The organism is Agromyces terreus, assembly GCF_009749465.1.
GTDB classification, from domain to species: Bacteria; Actinomycetota; Actinomycetes; order Actinomycetales; family Microbacteriaceae; genus Agromyces; species Agromyces terreus.
In genome coordinates, this window is record NZ_WBIS01000007.1 from 66,414 (window position 1) to 83,671 (window position 17,258).

The following is a 17,258-nucleotide window of genomic DNA, read 5'->3' on the forward strand; positions in this document are numbered from 1 at the left end:
CCCGTTAAACATTCACTATAGGATGTATCGGAGTCGACGGCGATGAGGAAGGCGGGCGAGATGGATGAGCAGCACGGCACCGGAGCCTCCGGGCCGCTCGCGGGCGTGCGCGTCGCCGACTTCTCGCGCGTGCTCGCCGGGCCCTACGCGACCATGATGCTCGCCGACTTCGGCGCCGACGTCGTGAAGATCGAACCGCCCGCCGGCGACGACACCCGGCACTGGACCCCGCCCGTCGACGCGAACGGGCAGGCCACGTATTTCGGCAGCGTCAACCGCAACAAGCGATCGGTCGCGCTCGACCTGACGGATGCCGCGGGGCTCGCCGAGGCCCGCAGGCTCGCCGCCTCGGCCGACGTCGTGATCGAGAACTTCCGGCCCGGCGTCATGGGGCGCTTCGGGCTCGACCACGCGGCCGTGCGGGCGCTGAACCCCGGCATCGTCTACTGCTCGATCACCGGGTTCGGCTCGGGAGCCGGCTCCGCCCTGGCCGGGTACGACCTCCTCGTGCAGGCCGTCGGCGGCCTCATGTCGATCACGGGCGACGCCGACGGCACACCCGCGAAGGCCGGCGTCGCCCTCGTCGACGTGCTCACCGGGCAGAACGCGCTCGCCGGCATCCTGCTCGCGCTGCGCGAACGCGACCGCACGGGCACCGGGCAGCTCGTCGAGATCGACCTGCTCGGCAGCCTGCTCTCGGCGCTCACGAACCAGGCCGGGTCGACGCTCGCGACCGGCGTGCCGCCGCGACGGCTCGGCAACGCCCATCCCAGCATCGCCCCGTACTCCGTGTTCCGCGCCCAGGATCGCGAGCTCGTCATCGCCGTCGGCAACGACAAGCAGTTCCGCGCGCTCGCCGAGGTACTGGGCGACCCCTCGGACGCCGCCGGCCGAGGGGGGAGGGCGAGCGAGCCTCTCGAGGGCTCCGACGCTGGTCACGAGACGGCCCCGGGGGGCCTCCTCGACCGGCGGGGCCCGGGGGGCCTCCTCGACCGGCGGTTCGCGACGAACGCCGAACGCGTCGCGCACCGCGCCGAACTGACCGAGGCGATCGAGCGGCGGCTGGCCGAGGCATCCGCCGCGCACTGGATCGCCGCGCTCGGCGAGGCCGGGGTGCCCGCGGGCCTCGTCAACGACATCGCCGAGGCCGTCGCGTTCGCCGAGTCGCTCGGGCTCGAGCCCGTCGTCGAGACGCGACGCACCCCCGACGAGCCCGCGACCCGTTCGATCGCGAACCCCATCCGCCTCGCGGCCACGCCCGCCGCGTACCGCACGCCACCACCCGCACTCGACGAGCACGCCGGCGCCGACTGGCATCCGCTCGACCCCACGGAAGGACCGCACGCATGACCGCCACCGCCCCCCGCATCGACCAGGTGTTCGACCTCGACGCGCTCCTCACCGAGGACGAGCGCGAGTGGCAGCAGCGCGCGCGCACGATCGCGCAGGAGCGCATCGCGCCGATCATCGAGGACGACTTCGAGAACAAGCACTTCCGCCGCGAACTCGTGAAGGTCATGGGCGACGCCGGCTTCCTCGGCATGCACCTGAAGGGCTACGGATGCGCCGGGGCCGGCGCCGTGGCGTACGGGCTCGTGTGCCTCGAGCTCGAGGCCGCCGACTCGGGCTGGCGCACGTTCGTCTCGGTGCAGGGCTCGCTCGCGATGAGCGCGATCCACAAGTACGGCTCCGAGGAGCAGAAGCAGCGGTGGCTGCCGGGCATGGCGGCCGGCGACCTCATCGGGTGCTTCGCCCTGACCGAGCCCCAGGGCGGCAGCGATCCCGCCGCGATGACGACCGTCGCACGCCGCGACGGCGACGAGTGGGTCATCGACGGCGCCAAGCGCTGGATCGGCCTCGCGTCGCTCGCCGACGTCGCCGTGGTCTGGGCGCGGGTCGACGACCCGTCGGGCGCGTACGGCGAGGGCGGCAGCGCCGTGCGCGGGTTCCTCGTGCCGACCTCGACGCCGGGCTTCACCGCGACGCCGATCGACGGCAAGCTCTCGATGCGCGCCTCGGTGCAGTGCGACCTCGACTTCGACGGCGTGCGAGTGCCCGCCGAGGCCATGCTGCCCGGGGCATCCGGGCTCTCCGGCCCGTTCGGGTGCCTCAACGAGGCGCGCTACGGCATCGTCTGGGGCGCGATGGGCGCCGCCCGCTCATGCCTCGAGGCCGCCCTGGAGCGCTCGGTCACGCGCGAGGTGTTCGGCAAGCCGATCGGCGCGAACCAGCTCACGCAGGCCAAGCTCGCCGACATGTTCGTCGAGGTCGAGAAGGGCGTGCTGCTCGCCCTGCACCTCGGGCGGCTGAAGGAGCGCGGCGCGCTCACGCCCGCGCAGATCTCGGTCGGCAAGCTGAACAGCGTGCGCGAGGCGCTCGAGATCGCGCACCAGGCGCGCTCGATCCTCGCGGGCGACGGCATCACGAACGCGTTCCCCGTGATGCGGCACGCGGCGAACCTCGAGTCGGTGCGCACCTACGAGGGCACCGACGAGATCCACCAGCTCGTGCTCGGCCGCGCGCTCACGGGCATCGCCGCGTTCTGACGCGGGACGGGCGCCCCGGGACGGATCCCGAGGCGCCCGGCGCCGGTGCGATGCGGCGTCAGTTGATGCCGGGGACCACGATCCACTGGTTCACGAGCACGATCCAGATCGCGGTGACGACGAGGGCCGCGAGGGTGATGCCGCGACCGGTGCGGCCGCCGAGGAACAGCGCGACGACGAGGGCGATGAGCATCGCGACGCCGAGCACGAGCGAGCCCCACGGGATGCCGGGCACGAAGAACGAGAGCAGGAACAGCGCGGCGACGATGACCTCGATGACGCCGACGACGGTGGAGCCGCCGCGGGCGCGGAGCCGCAGGATGCCGTCGACGAGGGCGAGGATGCCGCCGATGAGCGCGATGAGCAGGAGCCAGGTCAGGGTGATCAAGGGGGTTCCCTTCGGGTGGCGGTGCGGGTGGCACCGGGGTCGGCGGAGGGGGTTCCGCCGGTTCTGAACACTATCGGCGGCGGGCGGTGCGGCGCGAGGGGTTGCGGCCGATCCGCCGATCCGTGTATGCCGCGCGGCGCATGTAGGGCGGTGCGAGGGTCGCGGATGCCGCGGAATCCGGTCTGCACGATCGGGAATGCAACGCGGGGTCATCCGGTTTCACCGTGGAGGAACGGCGTGATGGACTCGTCACGTCGGCCCGAACGCACGGTCCGCACCACCCCGGCCCACGACGCCGAACCCACGAAAACGCCACGAACGGAGCACCACCCGCATGTCACGCGCCCGCACCCTCCTCGGCCTCGCCGCCGCATCCGCCGCCGTCCTCGCCCTCGCCGCCTGCTCGAGCAGCGCTCCCGAGTCCGGAGATGCCGCCGCGGGCGACGACTACGGCCTCGCGAAGGCGGGCACGCTCACCGTCGCGACCGAGGGCACGTACCGTCCGTTCAGCTACCACGACGAGGGGTCGGGCGACCTCGTCGGGTACGACGTCGAGATCGCCGAGGCCGTGGCCGAGGAGCTCGGCCTCGAGATCGAGTTCCAGGAGACGCAGTGGGACGCGATCTTCGCGGGCCTCGAGGCCGGCCGCGCCGACGTCATCGCCAACCAGGTCTCGATCAACCCCGAGCGCGAAGAGAAGTACCTCTTCAGCTCGCCGTACACCGTGTCGCCCAGCGTCGTCGTCGTCGCCGAGGGCGACACGTCGATCTCGAGCTTCGACGACCTCGCGGGCAAGACGACCGCGCAGTCGCTCACGAGCAACTTCTACCAGCTCGCCGTCGACGCGGGCGCGAACGTCGAGGCCGTCGAGGGGTGGGCCCAGGCGGTCGCGCTGCTCGAGCAGGGCCGCGTCGACGCGACCGTGAACGACGAGCTCACCTACCTCGACTACGTCAAGGAGAACCCCGACGCCGGGCTCGAGGTCGTCGCCGAGACCGACCCGACGCAGAGCGCCCTGGCGTTCGCGAAGGACAGGACGGCACTCGTGAAGGCCGTCGACGAGGCGCTCGAGACGCTCCGGGCCGACGGCACGCTCGCCGAGATCGGCGAGAAGTACTTCGGGGCCGACGTCTCCGAGTAACCTGCCACGACACGACCTCGAAGGGAGGCCGACGTGGATGCCTCCGGTTGGCAGCTGTTCCTCGACTCCTTCTGGCCGATCGTCTGGGGAGGGGTGAGCGGGACGATCCCGCTCGCCCTCTCCTCGTTCGCGCTCGGCCTCGTCATCGCGCTCGGCGTCGCGCTCGCCCGGCTCTCGAAGAACCGGGTGCTCTCGGGCGCCGCGCGCTTCTACATCTCGGTGATCCGCGGCACGCCGCTGCTCGTGCAGCTGTTCGTGATCTTCTACGGCATGCCGGCGATCGGCATCGTGCTCGACCCGTGGCCGAGCGCGATCATCGCCTTCTCGCTCAACGTCGGCGGGTACGCGGCCGAGATCATCCGGGCCGCGATCCTCTCGGTGCCGAAGGGGCAGTGGGAGGCGGGGTACACGATCGGCATGGGGCAGGCGACGACGTTGCGCCGCATCATCCTGCCGCAGGCCGCCAGGGTCTCGGTGCCGCCGCTGTCGAACACGTTCATCTCCCTCGTGAAGGACACCTCGCTCGCATCGCTCATCCTCGTGACCGAGCTGTTCCGCGTGTCGCAGCAGATCGCCGCGTTCAGCCAGGAGTTCATGCTCGTCTACCTCGAGGCCGCCCTGATCTACTGGCTGTTCTGCCTGGTGCTCTCGAGCGGCCAGGGCATGCTCGAGAGGAGGCTCGATCGCTATGTCGCCGTCTGATCGCGACCAGGGGCGGGCGGATGCCGCGGGGCGGGCGTCCGACCCGCTCGCGCCCGCCACGACGCCCGACGACGCCGTGCTGCTGACCGCCAGAGGCATCCGCAAGTCCTTCGGCGACAACGAGGTGCTGCGCTCGATCGACCTCGAGGTGCGGCGGGGCGAGGTCGTCGTGCTCATCGGCCCGAGCGGTTCGGGCAAGACGACGGTGCTGCGCTCGCTCAACGGCCTCGAGACGCCCGACCGCGGCACTCTGAGCTTCGCCGGCGGACCCGACCTCGACTTCTCGACCCGCGTCTCGAAGCAGGGCCGGGTCGCGATGCGCGACCGGTCGGCCATGGTGTTCCAGCAGCACAACCTCTTCCCGCACATGACGGTGCTCGAGAACGTCATCGAAGGGCCGGTGCGCGTGCAGCGGGTGCCGAGGGCGCGCGCGGTCGCCGAGGCCGAGGCGCTCCTCGAACGGGTCGGCCTCGCCGAGAAGCGCGACGAGTACCCGTTCTCGCTCTCGGGCGGGCAGCAGCAGCGCGTCGGCATCGTGCGCGCGCTCGCGCTGAAACCCGACCTGCTGCTCTTCGACGAGCCGACGAGCGCGCTGGACCCCGAGCTCGTGGGCGAGGTGCTGAAGGTCATCAAGGAACTCGCCGACGAGGGCTGGACCATGGTCGTCGTCACGCATGAGCTGGGCTTCGCGCGGCAGGTCGCCGACGAGGTGCTGTTCATGGACGGCGGCGTCGTGGTCGAGCGCGGCGCGCCGAAGGACATCTTCACGAAGCCGGCCGAGGAGCGCACGAGACGGTTCCTCGACCGCATCCTGCGTCCGTTCGACTGACCGGTCGCGCCTCGCCCGGCGAACCCGCTGGCGTAGCGTTGAGGCATGCCCGACACCACCGGACCTTCGCCAGAGGCCCGGGTCAGGCTGGCCCGGCGCGCGCTCGGCGTGTTCCGGCTGTGCCTCGCGGTGCTCGAACTCGTCGCGATCGTCGGCAACTTCCGCTACGTGCTGGGATTCCGCACGTTCGCGACGGCGAACTTCTTCAGCTACTTCACGATCCAATCGGCCTTCCTCGCCGTGATCACGCTCGGCATCGCGGCCGGATTCGCGTTGCGGGCCCCGCGCGACCCGGCCTGGCTCGGCGTCCTGCGCACCATGGTGACGGTGTACGTCGTGCTCTCGGGCGTGGTGTTCGCGCTCATCGTCGCCGAGTCCTCGTCGCACGGGTACCGGGTCGACGTGCCGTGGTCCGACACGCTGCTGCACTTCGTCGTGCCGGGCCTCGCGCTCGTCGCCTGGACCGCCGACAGCGTGCTTGCCGTCAACCCGCGGGTGCCGTGGTCGACGGTCGGCTGGGTGCTCGTGTTCCCCGTGATCTGGCTCGTCTACACGCTGATCCGCGGCGCCGACGTCGGGTGGTACCCGTACTTCTTCCTCGACGAGGCGCAGGTCGGCAGCGTACTCGGCGTGGTCGCGGCCTGCGCGGTCGTGCTCGTGATCTTCCTCGTGCTGACCTCGACGCTCGTGCTCGTCAACCGCCTGCTGTGGCGAAGGGCTCGAGATCGGCGAGCACGGCCGTCAGGAAGTCCTGATCCGACAGCTGTTCGAGCCGCGTCGCCTGCGTCGACGCGATGACGCCGACGAGCACGGCGTCGCCGCTTCCGGTGGCGACGCCGGCGTCGATCCACGCGGCCACGGTCGGGTAGGCGCCGACGACGGTGAGCACGGATGCCGCGGGGCCGGCGTCTGCGGTCGCATCCGCGTCGGCCGGGGTCTCCGCGCCGGCGGCGGCATCCGCTTCGGCGGCGGCATCGGGTTCGGCGGCGGCATCCGCTTCGGCCGCGGCATCCGACCGCCAGAACGGCTCGTCGAACGCGAGCCACACGACGTCGACCACGCCCATGCCGATCTGCGCGATCGCGTGCTGCTGGGGTCGGGGGAGCGCGGGCTCGAAACGCACCTGGTCGGTCTTCAGCACGCCGAGCGGGAGCGTCACCACGGCTCGGTCGACGTTGATCGACTCGCCCGTGTCGAGCCGGAGGCTCACGCGCTCGTCGTCGTAGGCGATGCGGCTCACGGCGCTCGAGAGCACGAGGTCGAGTCCCTCGGCGAGCGGCGCGAACACGTCGGCGATGGGCTCGGCGGGCACGCGCACCTCGGCGAGCGGATCGACGAGGCGGGCCGGGTCGAACTGCTGCGCCGACACGACCGTCGGGGTCGAGCCAGTGAGGGGCTGCAGCCCGCTCGTGAGCGCGTGCCGCAACCATGCGGCGGGGCTGACGCCGTCGTCGCCGGGCGTCTCGGACATGGGGATCATGCCGGCGCCGAGCAGGGCGGTGGCGACCGGCACGTCGTGCGGGCGTCCCTCGGCCCAGGCGTGCGCCTGCTCGAGCGCGTCGATGCCGACCGGCGACGGCTCGACGGGGGTGCCGTCGGGTCGGCGAACAGCGGCCACGCCGCCGACCGCGGTCGTCGTCACGGATGCCCCGGCCAGCGCGCCGAGCAGGTCGTCGTCGTTCTGGATGAACCAGGTTCCGAGCTCGACGGTTCCGCCGAACGCGTCGTCGTCGACGGACTCGACGCGGCCGCCGATGCGCTCCCGCGCCTCGATGACGAGCACCTCGAAGCCCTCGTCGGCGAGCCGCCGGGCCGCGGTGAGGCCGGCCATGCCGGCGCCGATCACCGCGATGCGCTCGCCGGGCCCGCCGAGCGCGGCGATCGACGTCGCCGCCCGCAGGCCCGACCGTCGCGCACCGTCGAGGGTGCCGGGCGCGGCCGTCGACGTGGCCTCGCCGGCGAACACGAGCCGGTCGCCGACCGGGGTCGTGAGGCGTTCGCGCAGGGCATCGGTCGACCCGAACTCGGGGAAGCTGAACGAGCCGCGAGCGTACGGGTCGGATCCCCAGGCCGAACGCCGCATGTTCGTCGGGCGCGGCACGCCCGACGCGTCGGGGGCGGACGTCGGGTCGGGAGTCGGCACGGCGGTCGGGGTGGGCGCGGGGTCGCCCCACACGCAGCTCGACAACCCGACCGCGACCACGCCGGCCAGCCCGGCCGCGAGGAAGCTGCGCCGGGCCATGCCCCCCGACGCGCCCCGTTCGTCCATGCGACTCAGGCTAGCCGACGCGGCCGCGACCCTCTCGATCCCGTCGATATGCTGAGCGCGACCCGGCGCTCGCCGCGGCATCCACGTTGAAACGGAGAACCATCCAGTGACCCCCTCGAACCGACGACGCTTCAGCTTCCGCACGCCGCTGATGGCCGCCGCCGCGCTGCTCGGTGCCGCAGCACTCGCACTCTCGCCGACCGCGGCGTTCGCCGCGGGCTGGGGCACGCTGTCCACGGCCAAGGTGAACTCCTCCGTCACCGCGACGGCGTGGACGCAGCTCGGCTCCGGCTTCAAGACCGCCACCGGCGTCACGTACCGCTACTGCGTCACCGTCAAGGGCAAGGGCAAGCTGAACCTGCAGCCGACGGCGTTCGGGACGGTGGTGACGGTGGACAGCAGCTCCTACGTCACGCGATGCACCAAGAGCTTCAAGGGCGCGGCGAACACGTTCAAGCCGATGGCCCTGCGCATCGGCAGCGGGAACGTGACGATCGGCACCGTCACCGTGCAGCGCTACTACACGGGTTCCGTCCCGGTGTGACCTCCGCCTGATCCGGCAGAGCACGGAGGCCGACCCGCGCTGTCGCGGGTCGGCCTCCGTCGTCTCGGCTCAGGCGACGTACGAGTCGGCGACGGTGAGCGCCTCGTCGATGATGTCGAGGCCGCGCACGAGGTCCTCCTCGGAGATGACGAGCGGCGGAGCGACGTGCATGCGGTTGAAGTGCACGAACGGCCAGAGGCCCGCCTGCTTGCAGGCCGCGGCGACGGCGCCCATGGGCGCGGCATCCGCACCGCTCGCGTTGAACGGCACGAGGGGTTCGCGCGTCTCAGCGTTCTTCACGAGCTCGATCGCCCAGAACAGGCCGATGCCGCGCACTTCGCCCACCGAGGGGTGCTTCGCCGCGATCTCGCGCAGGCGCGGGCCCACGACGCGTTCGCCGAGGTCGCGGACGCGCTCGAGGATGCCGTCGCGCTCGAAGACCTCGAACGTCGCGACACCGGGCGCGCACGCGAGCGGGTGGCCCGAGTACGTGAGCCCGCCCGCGAAGGCGACCGTGTCGAAGTGCTCGGCGATCCGCTTCGAGATCACGACGCCGCCGAGCGGCGCGTAGCCCGAGTTGACGCCCTTCGCGAAGGTGATCAGGTCGGGGGTCACGCCGAAGCGGTTCACCGCGAACCACTCGCCGATGCGCCCGAAGCCGACCATGACCTCGTCGGCGATGTAGACGATGCCGTACTTGTCGGCCAAGGCCCGCACGCCCTCGAGGTAGCCGGGCGGCGGCACGAGCACGCCGTTGGTGCCCACGATCGTCTCGAGGATGATCGCGGCGACCGTGTTCGGCCCCTCGAGCGTGATGACCTGCTCGAGGTGGGCGAGGGCGCGCTCGGACTCCTGCTCGGGGCTGTCGGCGTGGAACGACGAGCGGTACGCGTACGGCCCCATGAAGTGCGCGACCGACCCGTCGGAGGGCTCGTTCGCCCAGCGACGCGGGTCGCCCGTGAGCGAGATCGCCGTCGCGGTGCCGCCGTGGTAGCTGCGGTACATCGACAGCACCTTGCGGCGGCCGGTGACGGCGCGCGCCATGCGCACGGCGTACTCGTTGGCGTCGGCGCCGCCGTTGGTGAAGAACACCTTGTCGAGGTCGCCGGGCGCGACCTCGGCGATGCGGCGCGCGAGCTCCCCGCGCACGTCGTTCGCCATCGACGGCTGGATCGTCGCGAGACGCCCGGCCTGCTGCCGGATGGCCTCGACCAGGTCGGGGTGCTGGTGGCCGAGGTTCAGGTTCACCAGCTGCGACGAGAAGTCGAGGTACGCGTTGCCCTGGTAGTCCCAGAACGTCGAGCCCTCGCCGGCCGCGATCGGCAGCGGGTCGATGAGCGCCTGCGCGCTCCAGGAGTGGAAGACGTGCGCGCGGTCGTCGGCCCGCACCCGGGCCTCGGCCTCGGTGTCGGGCAGCGGATGCCGCGTGCCGTCACGGTCGACGAAGCCCGCCGTCGCGGCATCCGTCGTCTGCGTCTCGGGGGTGAGGGTGTCGGTCATCTCTCTCGCCTTTCGAAAGTGTCGCCGGAGGAGGAGCGAGGGGGCCGGAGACCGGGGGTCTCGAGACGCTGCGCTCCTCGACCGACGAGACGGTCAGTGGTTCTGGGGGAAGCCCAGGTTGATGCCGGTGTGCGCGCTGTCGGTGCGCGTGGCGGGGTCGATCCAGCGGCTGGTGACGGCCTTCTCGCGCGTGAAGAAGTCGAAGCCGTGCACGCCGTAGGCCTTCGCGTCGCCGAAGAGCGACTGCTTCCATCCGCCGAACGAGTGGTAGGCGACGGGAACGGGGATCGGCACGTTGATGCCGATCATGCCGACCTGCACCTCGTTCTGGAAACGGCGTGCAGCGCCGCCGTCGTTGGTGAAGATGGCGGTGCCGTTGCCGAACTGCCCCGAGTTGATGAGGTCGAGGCCCTCGTCGTACGAGGCGACGCGCACGACCGAGAGCACCGGGCCGAAGATCTCCTCGGTGTAGGCGCGGCTCGTGGTGGGCACGCGGTCGAGCAGCGTCGGGCCGAAGAAGAAGCCGTCCTCGTGGCCGTCGACCGTGAGGCCGCGGCCGTCGACGACGACGGTCGCGCCGTCGGCCTCGGCGATGTCGACGTAGGAGGCGACCTTGTCGCGGTGCACGTCGGTGATCAGCGGGCCCATGTCGGGTTCGACGCGCGTGCCGTCGCCGGCGTCGACGCCCGCGCCGTTGCCGATCTTCAGGCGGCCGATGCGCTCGGCGATCTTCTCGATGAGGTCGTCGGCGACGGGCTCGACGGCCAGCACCACGCTGATCGCCATGCAGCGCTCGCCCGCGGCGCCGTACCCGGCGTTCACGGCCTGATCGGCGACGAGGTCGAGGTCGGCGTCGGGCAGCACGAGCATGTGGTTCTTCGCGCCGCCGAGGGCCTGCACGCGCTTGCCGTGCTTGGACGCCGTCTCGTAGATGTACTGCGCGATCGGCGTCGAGCCGACGAACGAGATCGACTGCACGAGCGGGCTGGTCAGCAGGCCGTCGACCGCGAGCTTGTCGCCCTGGAGCACGGTGAACACGCCGTCGGGCAGCCCGGCCTCCTTCCAGAGTGCCGCGATCCAGAGCGCGGCCGAGGGGTCCTTCTCGGAGGGCTTCAGCACGACGGCGTTGCCCGCGGCGATCGCGATCGGGAAGAACCACATCGGCACCATGGCCGGGAAGTTGAACGGGCTGATGATGCCGACCACGCCGAGGGGCTGCTTGATCGAGTACACGTCGATGCCCGAGGAGGCGTTCTCGCTGAACGCGCCCTTGATGAGGTGCGGGAACCCGGTCGCGAGCTCGACGACCTCCTGGCCGCGGAGGATCTCGCCCATCGCGTCGGAGACGACCTTGCCGTGCTCGGAGGTGATGATCTCGGCGAGCTCGCCCTTACGCGAGTTCAGCAGCTCGCGGAACGCGAAGAGCACGGTCTGCCGCTTCGCGATCGAGTAGCCGCTCCACTCGAGGAAGCCGGCGTGCGCCGAGGCGATCGCCGCGTCGATCTCGGCCTGGTCGGCGAGGGCGACCCTGGCCTGCACGGCGCCCGTCGCGGGGTCGTACACGGGCGCGGTGCGTCCGCTCGTCGACGCGCGCGGGGCGCCGTCGACCCAGTGCCCGATCGTCGCGACCTCATGGGTCGGCGCGGGCGCGGAGGCGGTCTCGGTGATGCTCATGGCAGTTCCTTCGTGATGGAGTGACGGATGCCGCGTGGCCGGCGCCTTGCGCACCCGGACACTTCGCCCGACCGTCGGTTAGGCTTGCGACTTCAAGTTTTTCAGAGGGTGTGAGGGTGCGCGGATGTCAGAACGTCGCGAAGAGTCGGTGATCCAGACGGATCGTATTGGCGCGGCGGTCCTCGATGACGGCCTTCCGACGGTGCGCGAGATCCTCGCGCTCCAGGCGGTCGTCGACGGCCTGCCCGAGGTGCTCGCGAGCGACGAGGCCCTCGAGGCGAGCGTGCGATGGGTGCACGTGTCCGACAGCGCCGGGGTCGCCCGCCTGCTCGAGGGCGGGGAGCTGCTGCTCTCGACGGGATCGGGCTGGCCGACCGAGCCCGCCGAGCTCGACGAGTTCATCGGCGGGCTCGTCGACGCGGGCCTCGCGGGCCTCGTGCTCGAGCTGGGCGTGCACTACCGCTACGTGCCGGCCGTGGTCGAGAAGGCCGCTCGCGACCGCGGGCTCGCGCTCGTCACCCTGCACCGCGAGGTGAAGTTCGTGGTGCTCACCGAGGCGGTGCACAACCGCATCATCTCGGAGCAGACGGCCGCCCTCCGCGCCCGCGACGAGGTGCGCGAGCGGTTCACGGCGCTGAGCCTGCGGGGGTCTCCGGCCGACTTCATCGTGCATCAGCTCGCACAGACGCTCGGCTCCGCCGTCGTGCTCGAGAACCTCGCGCACGAGGTGGTCGCCGCCGAGGTGCCGCCCGCGGCCGAGGAGGTGCTCTTCACGAACTGGGAGGCGCGCTCCCGGCTCGCCCACCGGCACGCGGCCGCCCCCGGCACGCCTGCGGCCTCCGAGCAGTGGCTCATCGTGCCGGTCGAGGCGCGGGGCACCCGATGGGGGCACCTCATCGCGCTGCCCGGCCCGGCCCACGCGGCGGGCCGCACGAGCGTGCTCGAGCAGGGGGCCATCGCCCTGGCGCTCGGGCGTCTCGCCGACGGCGAGGCCGACGAGTGGACGCGCATCGGCCGCCAGCGCCTCGTCGACGGCCTCGTCGCGGGTCGCTTCGCGGGGCTCGCGGGCGCCGAGGCGCGGGTGCGGGCGGCGGGCCTGCCGGTCGACGGGTCGACCCTGTACGGCGTGGTCGCGACGGGCGCGCGCGTCGATGCGGGTGCGGCGGATGCCGCGGCGCGAGCGCTCGCCGGGCGCGCGATCGACGGCGAGGTCGCCATCGCGGGCGCGCCCGCCGGCGCTCGCGTGGTGCTGCTGTCGGTGCCGAAGCCGCTGACCGACGCGCAGGCGAAGGCCTTCGGAACGGCGCTCGTCGGGGGCGACGCCGCATCCGCCGACCGGCTCGTGCTCTCGATCGGGGCCGCGGCGACCGGGCTCGAGGCCATGCTCGGCTCGGTGCAGGAGGCCACGGACCTCGCGCGCGGCGCTCGGCCGCGCGGGGTCCGCGGCGTGCTCGTGCGTCGCGGCGACGACCGTCCGCTCATGCGGCTCGTCACCTCGCTGCGCGACGACCACCGGTTGCTCCGGCACAGCGAGAGGATGCTCGCGCCGCTCATCGAGTACGACCTCGCGCGCGACGGCGACCTGCTGAGCGTGCTCGGCGCGATGCTCGCGCATCCGGGCAACCGGACCGCGGCGGCGGCGGCATCCCACCTGTCGCGGTCGGTGTTCTACCAGCGGCTCGCGCTCATCGGCGACCTGCTCGGGCTCGACCTCGACGACGGCGAGGTGCTGACCGCCCTGCACCTTGCGCTGCTCGTGCGGCGGAGCGCCGCGCGCTGACACGCGGCATGCCCGCGGCATCCGCGGCATCCGGACTTCGTCGTTTACTTGCTATTGACAAGTCCACTTGCAAAGAGCAAGCTGGGTCTCGCGAACGGAACACCGCGATCCCACAGGAGGAGATCATGACCGCAACCAGCATCTTCGTGAACCTGCCCACCGCCGACCTCGCCCGCTCCAAGGCGTTCTACGAGGGCCTCGGGTTCAGCATCAACCCGATGTTCACCGACGAGAACGCCGCCTGCGTCGTGCTCGACGAGAACATCTACTTCATGGTGCTCACGCGCGAGTACCTCGGCACCTTCACCGACAAGCAGATCGTCGACCCCAAGACCCACGCGCAGACGAGCATCGCGTTCACGCGCGACTCCCGCGACGAGGTCGACGCGGTCATGGCCAAGGGGCTGGCGGCCGGCGGCACCGAGCCCCGCGAGGCGCAGGACTACGGCTTCATGTACTCGCGCGACCTCGAGGACCCCGACGGCAACATCCTCGGCTTCCTCTACATGGAGCCGACCGCCGTCGAGCAGGGCCCCGACGCGTACCTGGCCGGGCAGGGCGCCGAGTCCTCGGCGCCCACGGCCTGACCGGGGCGGCCGCATGGCGACACGCGCGGCGCGCGGGTACGGGCAGTACAGCGGTACCGCCCGCGCGCTCGAGCGCGTCGGCGACCGCTGGGCGCTGCTCATCGTGCGCGACCTGCTCGTCGGCCCGCGGCGTTACGGCGATCTCAAGGCGTCGCTGGCCCGCATCCCGACGAACATCCTCAGCGACCGGCTCAGGGAACTGCAGGAGTCCGGGGTCGTGCGCCGCGTGCCGAGCGTTCGCGGCGGCTACGAGCTGACCGAGTCCGGCCGCGCCCTCGAACCGGTCGTCCTCGCCCTCGAGCGCTGGGGCTGGGCGATGCTCGGCGACCGGGGCGAGGGCGAGTCGGTCGACGCCGACGCGCTCGCGATGTCGCTGCGGGCCGCATTCCGAGCGGATGCCGCGGCGGCGCTGCCGCCCTCCGAGTACGTGCTGCACGTGGGCGGCGTCCGCGAGGGCGACGAGGGCGGCGTCTCCCTGTCGGCCGTCGTCGTGGGCGCCTCGCTCGACGTCGTGGCGATCGGGCCCGGCGCGCTCCCCGCGCCGAGGCGGCGTTCGGCGTTCGAGCCCGTGCCGGAGGCCGTGCTCGAACTCGAGCTGGAGCCGGCGCAGCTGCACCGTCTGCTCACGGGCGACCCCGGCCGGCTGGTCGTTCCGACGGCCGACGAGGCCCTGCTCGACCGGTTCGCCGAGACGTTCCGCATCGAGTCCGCCCCGCCGCCGGCCGAGTCGGGCGATGCGCAGGCCGTTCCCGCTTGATCGGTGCCAGGGCGTCGCGGCCCCGTCGGAACGGCGGAATCGGGTCAGACGGGCTGGAGCGGCTCGTGCTCGCCGTCGGGCAACGTGACCGTGATCGGGTCTCCGGGCAGCACCTCGCCGCCGGCGAGCACGACCGCCATGACGCCCGCGAGGCGCACCACCTCGCCGTCGTCGTCGCGCGACACCAGTCGCTTCATGAGGCCGTCGCCCAGCTGGTCGATCTGCGTGCACGGGTTGCGGAGGCCGGTGATCTCGACCTCGGCCCCGCCGCCGATGCGCAGGCGCGTGCCGCGCGGCAGCCCGAGCAGGTCGACGCCGCGCGTCAGCACGTTCTCGCCGAGGGCGCCCGGCGCGACGTCGTAGCCGTCGGCGGCGAGCTCGTCGAGCAGCTCGGCGTGGATCAGGTGCACCTGGCGCAGGTTCGCCGAGGTCGGGTCGCGACGGACCCTCGAGAGGTGCTGGACCGTCTCGCCGAAGTGGGCGTCGCCCTCGACGCCGAGCCCGGTCACGAGCCGGATCTCGTCACGGGTCGGCTTGCTGAACCGATGGGCGTCGTCCATCGAGACGGAGGCGACGGATGCGGGCGCGGTGAGGGCGTCGTCGAGTGCGGCCATGCTCCGAGCGTATGCGATGCCCGTCGCGCCGCCGGGCGTCAGCGCGAGATGAAGATCTTGCGGAGCGTCGCGCGCACGGTCCAGACCGTCTGCATGCCGGCGGTCAGGCGCACGACCGAACCGGGGCGCAGCTCGATCGGGTCGAGCCGAGGCTCCTCGAACTCCACGGTCGCGTCGCCCGCGAGCACGACGAACACCTCGTCGACCTCGATGTCGCGCATCACCCCGGGGGTCATCTCCCAGACCCCGATCTCGCCGACCCCGTCGGCCGCGGCGGGCTCGTCGAGCGCCGTGTACGCGGTCGTCGGGCCGCCCGACACGGCCTGCTCGGCGGGCACGGGCTCGGGCTCGAGCGCCAGCCCCGCGGCATCCGTCATCGAACCCGGCTCGAGGCGCGCGAGCCCGCTCACGAGTCGAACCCGAGGCCGAGCGCGTCGAGCGTCTTCAGGAGCACGTTGCGCTTGCCGCGGTTGTGGTCGGCACGGTCGAGCGACCAGCGGGTCGCGTTGATGCCGATCGACGCCGCAGGCTCGGGCGGGAAGGGCAGCGGGCGCTTGCGCACCATCTCGAGCTGCGTGCGCTCGTTGTCGCGGCGCTCGAGCAGGTCGAGCATCGTCTCGGCCGCGAACCGCGTCGATCCCACGCCGAGGCCCGTGAACCCGGCGGCGTAGGCGACGCGATGGTCGCGCGCCGTGCCGAAGAAGGCCGTGAACTGGGTGCTCGTGTCGATCGCGCCCGCCCACTGGTGGCTGAACTGGAGGCCCTCGAGCTGCGGGAACGTCGTGAAGAAGTGGTTCGCGAGCGTGTTCCAGGTCTCGGGGCGGCGCTCGTAGCCCGAACGCACCCTGCGGCCGTAGTGGTAGATCGCGTCGTAGCCGCCGAACAGGATGCGGTTGTCTTTGGAGAGGCGGTAGTAGTGGAACTGGTTCGCCATGTCGCCGATGCCCTGGCGGTCGCGCCATCCGATGCTCTCGAGCTGCTGCTCGGAGAGCGGCTCGGTCATGAGCACGTAGTCGTAGACGGGCACGGTCATGAGGCGGTTGCGCTTCAGCAGCGACGGGAAGACGTTCGTGCCGAGCACCGCATGCGTCGCGTCGACGCGGCCGTGCTCGGTGACGACGCTGACGGCGCCCGTCGAGCCCGGGGTCTCGAGCCGCTTCACGGGGGAGTGCTCGAACACCTCGACGCCGAGCTCCTCGGCGACGCGCGCCAGCTCGGACGCGAGGCGAGCCGGATGCACCATGCCGTTCGTGCGCTTCTCCCACACGCCCCCGAGATAGGTGGGCGATGCGACGGATGCCTGGACCTCGTGCTCGTCGAGGTACACGACCTCGTCGCCCTCACCGCGGGCTGCCGCCTCGTCGGCCCACTCGCGCAGCCACTCGAGCTGGTGCTCCTCGATCGCGGGAGCGAGCTGCCCGGTGCGCTCGAAGTGGAAGTCCATGCCGAGCTCGGCCTCGGACGCCTCGATGGCGTCGAGGTTCTCGAGGCCCAGCCGGTGCAGCAGCGGCATCTCGTCGGGCCAGCGCGCCATGCCGTTCTCGTCGCCGTGCGTGAGGCTCGACTCGCAGAAGCCGCCGTTGCGGCCCGACGCGGCCCAGCCGATCGACTTCGCCTCGACGAGCACGACCCGCGCGCCCGGGTTCCGGCGCTTCGCGAGCACGGCGCTCCAGAGGCCCGTGTAGCCGCCGCCGACCACGACGAGGTCGGCCACGATCGTGCGGGTGAGCTTCGGGCGCCCGCCGACGGCGCCCTCGGGCAGGTCTTCCAGCCAGAACACCGCCTGTCGGGTCGGCTTCAAGGCATGCTCGACAACGGATGCCGGAGGCCGGCGTCGTTCGAATACGGTCGTTCCCACGGGGTATCTCTCCGATGCGGTTGGTCTCCCCATCCTCCCGCGCGGCGCGCTGACGGCGCCAGTGGCGGC

The 17,258-nt window shown here is 72.0% G+C and carries 17 protein-coding genes; 10 read left to right on the forward strand and 7 right to left on the reverse strand.

What is annotated here, in order from left to right:
* Positions 1 to 60: 60 nt before the first annotated feature.
* Positions 61 to 1,350, forward strand: a complete 1,290-nt coding sequence (locus GQQ92_RS13135; RefSeq protein WP_156999755.1) for a CaiB/BaiF CoA transferase family protein — start codon at positions 61 to 63, stop codon at positions 1,348 to 1,350.
* A complete protein-coding gene (locus GQQ92_RS13140) occupies positions 1,347 to 2,546 on the forward strand; it encodes an acyl-CoA dehydrogenase family protein (RefSeq protein WP_156999756.1) in 1,200 nt (399 codons plus the stop codon). Before GQQ92_RS13135 ends, GQQ92_RS13140 begins: the two co-directional genes overlap by 4 nt.
* Positions 2,547 to 2,604: 58 nt before the next feature.
* Here GQQ92_RS13140 and GQQ92_RS13145 read toward each other — a convergent pair whose 3' ends face one another.
* Positions 2,605 to 2,934 (reverse strand): hypothetical protein, encoded by a 330-nt coding sequence (locus GQQ92_RS13145; protein ID WP_156999757.1) that lies wholly within the window; start codon positions 2,932 to 2,934, stop codon positions 2,605 to 2,607.
* Between the two features lie 334 nt (positions 2,935 to 3,268).
* Here GQQ92_RS13145 and GQQ92_RS13150 point away from each other — a divergent pair, with 334 nt between their 5' ends.
* From GQQ92_RS13150 to GQQ92_RS13165, 4 genes are read left to right on the forward strand one after another with little or no spacing between them, the layout of a single operon-like run.
* On the forward strand, positions 3,269 to 4,075 hold the full coding sequence (locus GQQ92_RS13150; protein ID WP_156999758.1) for an amino acid ABC transporter substrate-binding protein: 807 nt from the start codon (positions 3,269 to 3,271) through the stop codon (positions 4,073 to 4,075).
* Between the two features lie 33 nt (positions 4,076 to 4,108).
* Entirely contained in the window at positions 4,109 to 4,777 is a 669-nt protein-coding gene (locus GQQ92_RS13155; protein ID WP_197738254.1) for an amino acid ABC transporter permease, read from the forward strand.
* The gene (locus tag GQQ92_RS13160) at positions 4,764 to 5,606 is read left to right on the forward strand and encodes an amino acid ABC transporter ATP-binding protein (RefSeq protein ID WP_156999759.1); all 843 of its coding nucleotides are present in this window, start codon (positions 4,764 to 4,766) and stop codon (positions 5,604 to 5,606) included. The genes GQQ92_RS13155 and GQQ92_RS13160 overlap by 14 nt, the downstream gene beginning before the upstream one ends.
* Before the next feature lie 45 nt (positions 5,607 to 5,651).
* Positions 5,652 to 6,404, forward strand: coding sequence for a Pr6Pr family membrane protein (locus GQQ92_RS13165; protein WP_156999760.1), 753 nt, complete (start codon positions 5,652 to 5,654; stop codon positions 6,402 to 6,404).
* On the opposite strand, the gene GQQ92_RS13170 is transcribed toward GQQ92_RS13165, so the two are convergent.
* Positions 6,301 to 7,875, reverse strand: a complete 1,575-nt coding sequence (locus GQQ92_RS13170; RefSeq protein WP_197738255.1) for a flavin monoamine oxidase family protein — start codon at positions 7,873 to 7,875, stop codon at positions 6,301 to 6,303. The genes GQQ92_RS13165 and GQQ92_RS13170 overlap by 104 nt on opposite strands.
* A gap of 106 nt (positions 7,876 to 7,981) precedes the next feature.
* Between GQQ92_RS13170 and GQQ92_RS13175 the strand changes: the two genes are divergently transcribed.
* Positions 7,982 to 8,419, forward strand: coding sequence for a hypothetical protein (locus GQQ92_RS13175; RefSeq protein WP_156999762.1), 438 nt, complete (start codon positions 7,982 to 7,984; stop codon positions 8,417 to 8,419).
* 69 nt (positions 8,420 to 8,488) lie between these two features.
* On the opposite strand, the gene GQQ92_RS13180 is transcribed toward GQQ92_RS13175, so the two are convergent.
* Both GQQ92_RS13180 and GQQ92_RS13185 read right to left on the reverse strand, forming a co-directional pair.
* Positions 8,489 to 9,919, reverse strand: a complete 1,431-nt coding sequence (locus GQQ92_RS13180; RefSeq protein WP_156999763.1) for an aspartate aminotransferase family protein — start codon at positions 9,917 to 9,919, stop codon at positions 8,489 to 8,491.
* Between the two features lie 93 nt (positions 9,920 to 10,012).
* Positions 10,013 to 11,593, reverse strand: coding sequence for a CoA-acylating methylmalonate-semialdehyde dehydrogenase (locus GQQ92_RS13185; RefSeq protein ID WP_156999764.1), 1,581 nt, complete (start codon positions 11,591 to 11,593; stop codon positions 10,013 to 10,015).
* Positions 11,594 to 11,717: 124 nt separating this feature from the next.
* On the opposite strand from GQQ92_RS13185, the gene GQQ92_RS13190 reads away from it, so the two are divergent.
* From GQQ92_RS13190 to GQQ92_RS13200, 3 genes are all read left to right on the forward strand, one after another.
* Positions 11,718 to 13,373, forward strand: a complete 1,656-nt coding sequence (locus tag GQQ92_RS13190; protein ID WP_232057687.1) for a PucR family transcriptional regulator — start codon at positions 11,718 to 11,720, stop codon at positions 13,371 to 13,373.
* Between the two features lie 125 nt (positions 13,374 to 13,498).
* Positions 13,499 to 13,960, forward strand: a complete 462-nt coding sequence (locus tag GQQ92_RS13195; RefSeq protein ID WP_156999765.1) for a VOC family protein — start codon at positions 13,499 to 13,501, stop codon at positions 13,958 to 13,960.
* 13 nt (positions 13,961 to 13,973) lie between these two features.
* Entirely contained in the window at positions 13,974 to 14,717 is a 744-nt protein-coding gene (locus tag GQQ92_RS13200) for a winged helix-turn-helix transcriptional regulator (RefSeq protein WP_156999766.1), read from the forward strand.
* Positions 14,718 to 14,761: 44 nt separating this feature from the next.
* Here GQQ92_RS13200 and GQQ92_RS13205 read toward each other — a convergent pair whose 3' ends face one another.
* The 3 genes from GQQ92_RS13205 to GQQ92_RS13215 are packed head-to-tail and all read right to left on the reverse strand — an operon-like array spanning position 14,762 to position 17,189.
* On the reverse strand, positions 14,762 to 15,331 hold the full coding sequence (locus GQQ92_RS13205) for an MOSC domain-containing protein (RefSeq protein ID WP_156999767.1): 570 nt from the start codon (positions 15,329 to 15,331) through the stop codon (positions 14,762 to 14,764).
* 38 nt (positions 15,332 to 15,369) lie between these two features.
* Positions 15,370 to 15,741 carry a cupin domain-containing protein gene (locus GQQ92_RS13210; protein ID WP_232057688.1) on the reverse strand — a complete coding sequence of 124 codons (372 nt, stop codon included), beginning with the start codon at positions 15,739 to 15,741 and terminating at the stop codon, positions 15,370 to 15,372.
* A complete protein-coding gene (locus GQQ92_RS13215) occupies positions 15,738 to 17,189 on the reverse strand; it encodes an NAD(P)/FAD-dependent oxidoreductase (protein ID WP_156999768.1) in 1,452 nt (483 codons plus the stop codon). The genes GQQ92_RS13210 and GQQ92_RS13215 overlap by 4 nt, the downstream gene beginning before the upstream one ends.
* Positions 17,190 to 17,258 lie beyond the last annotated feature (69 nt).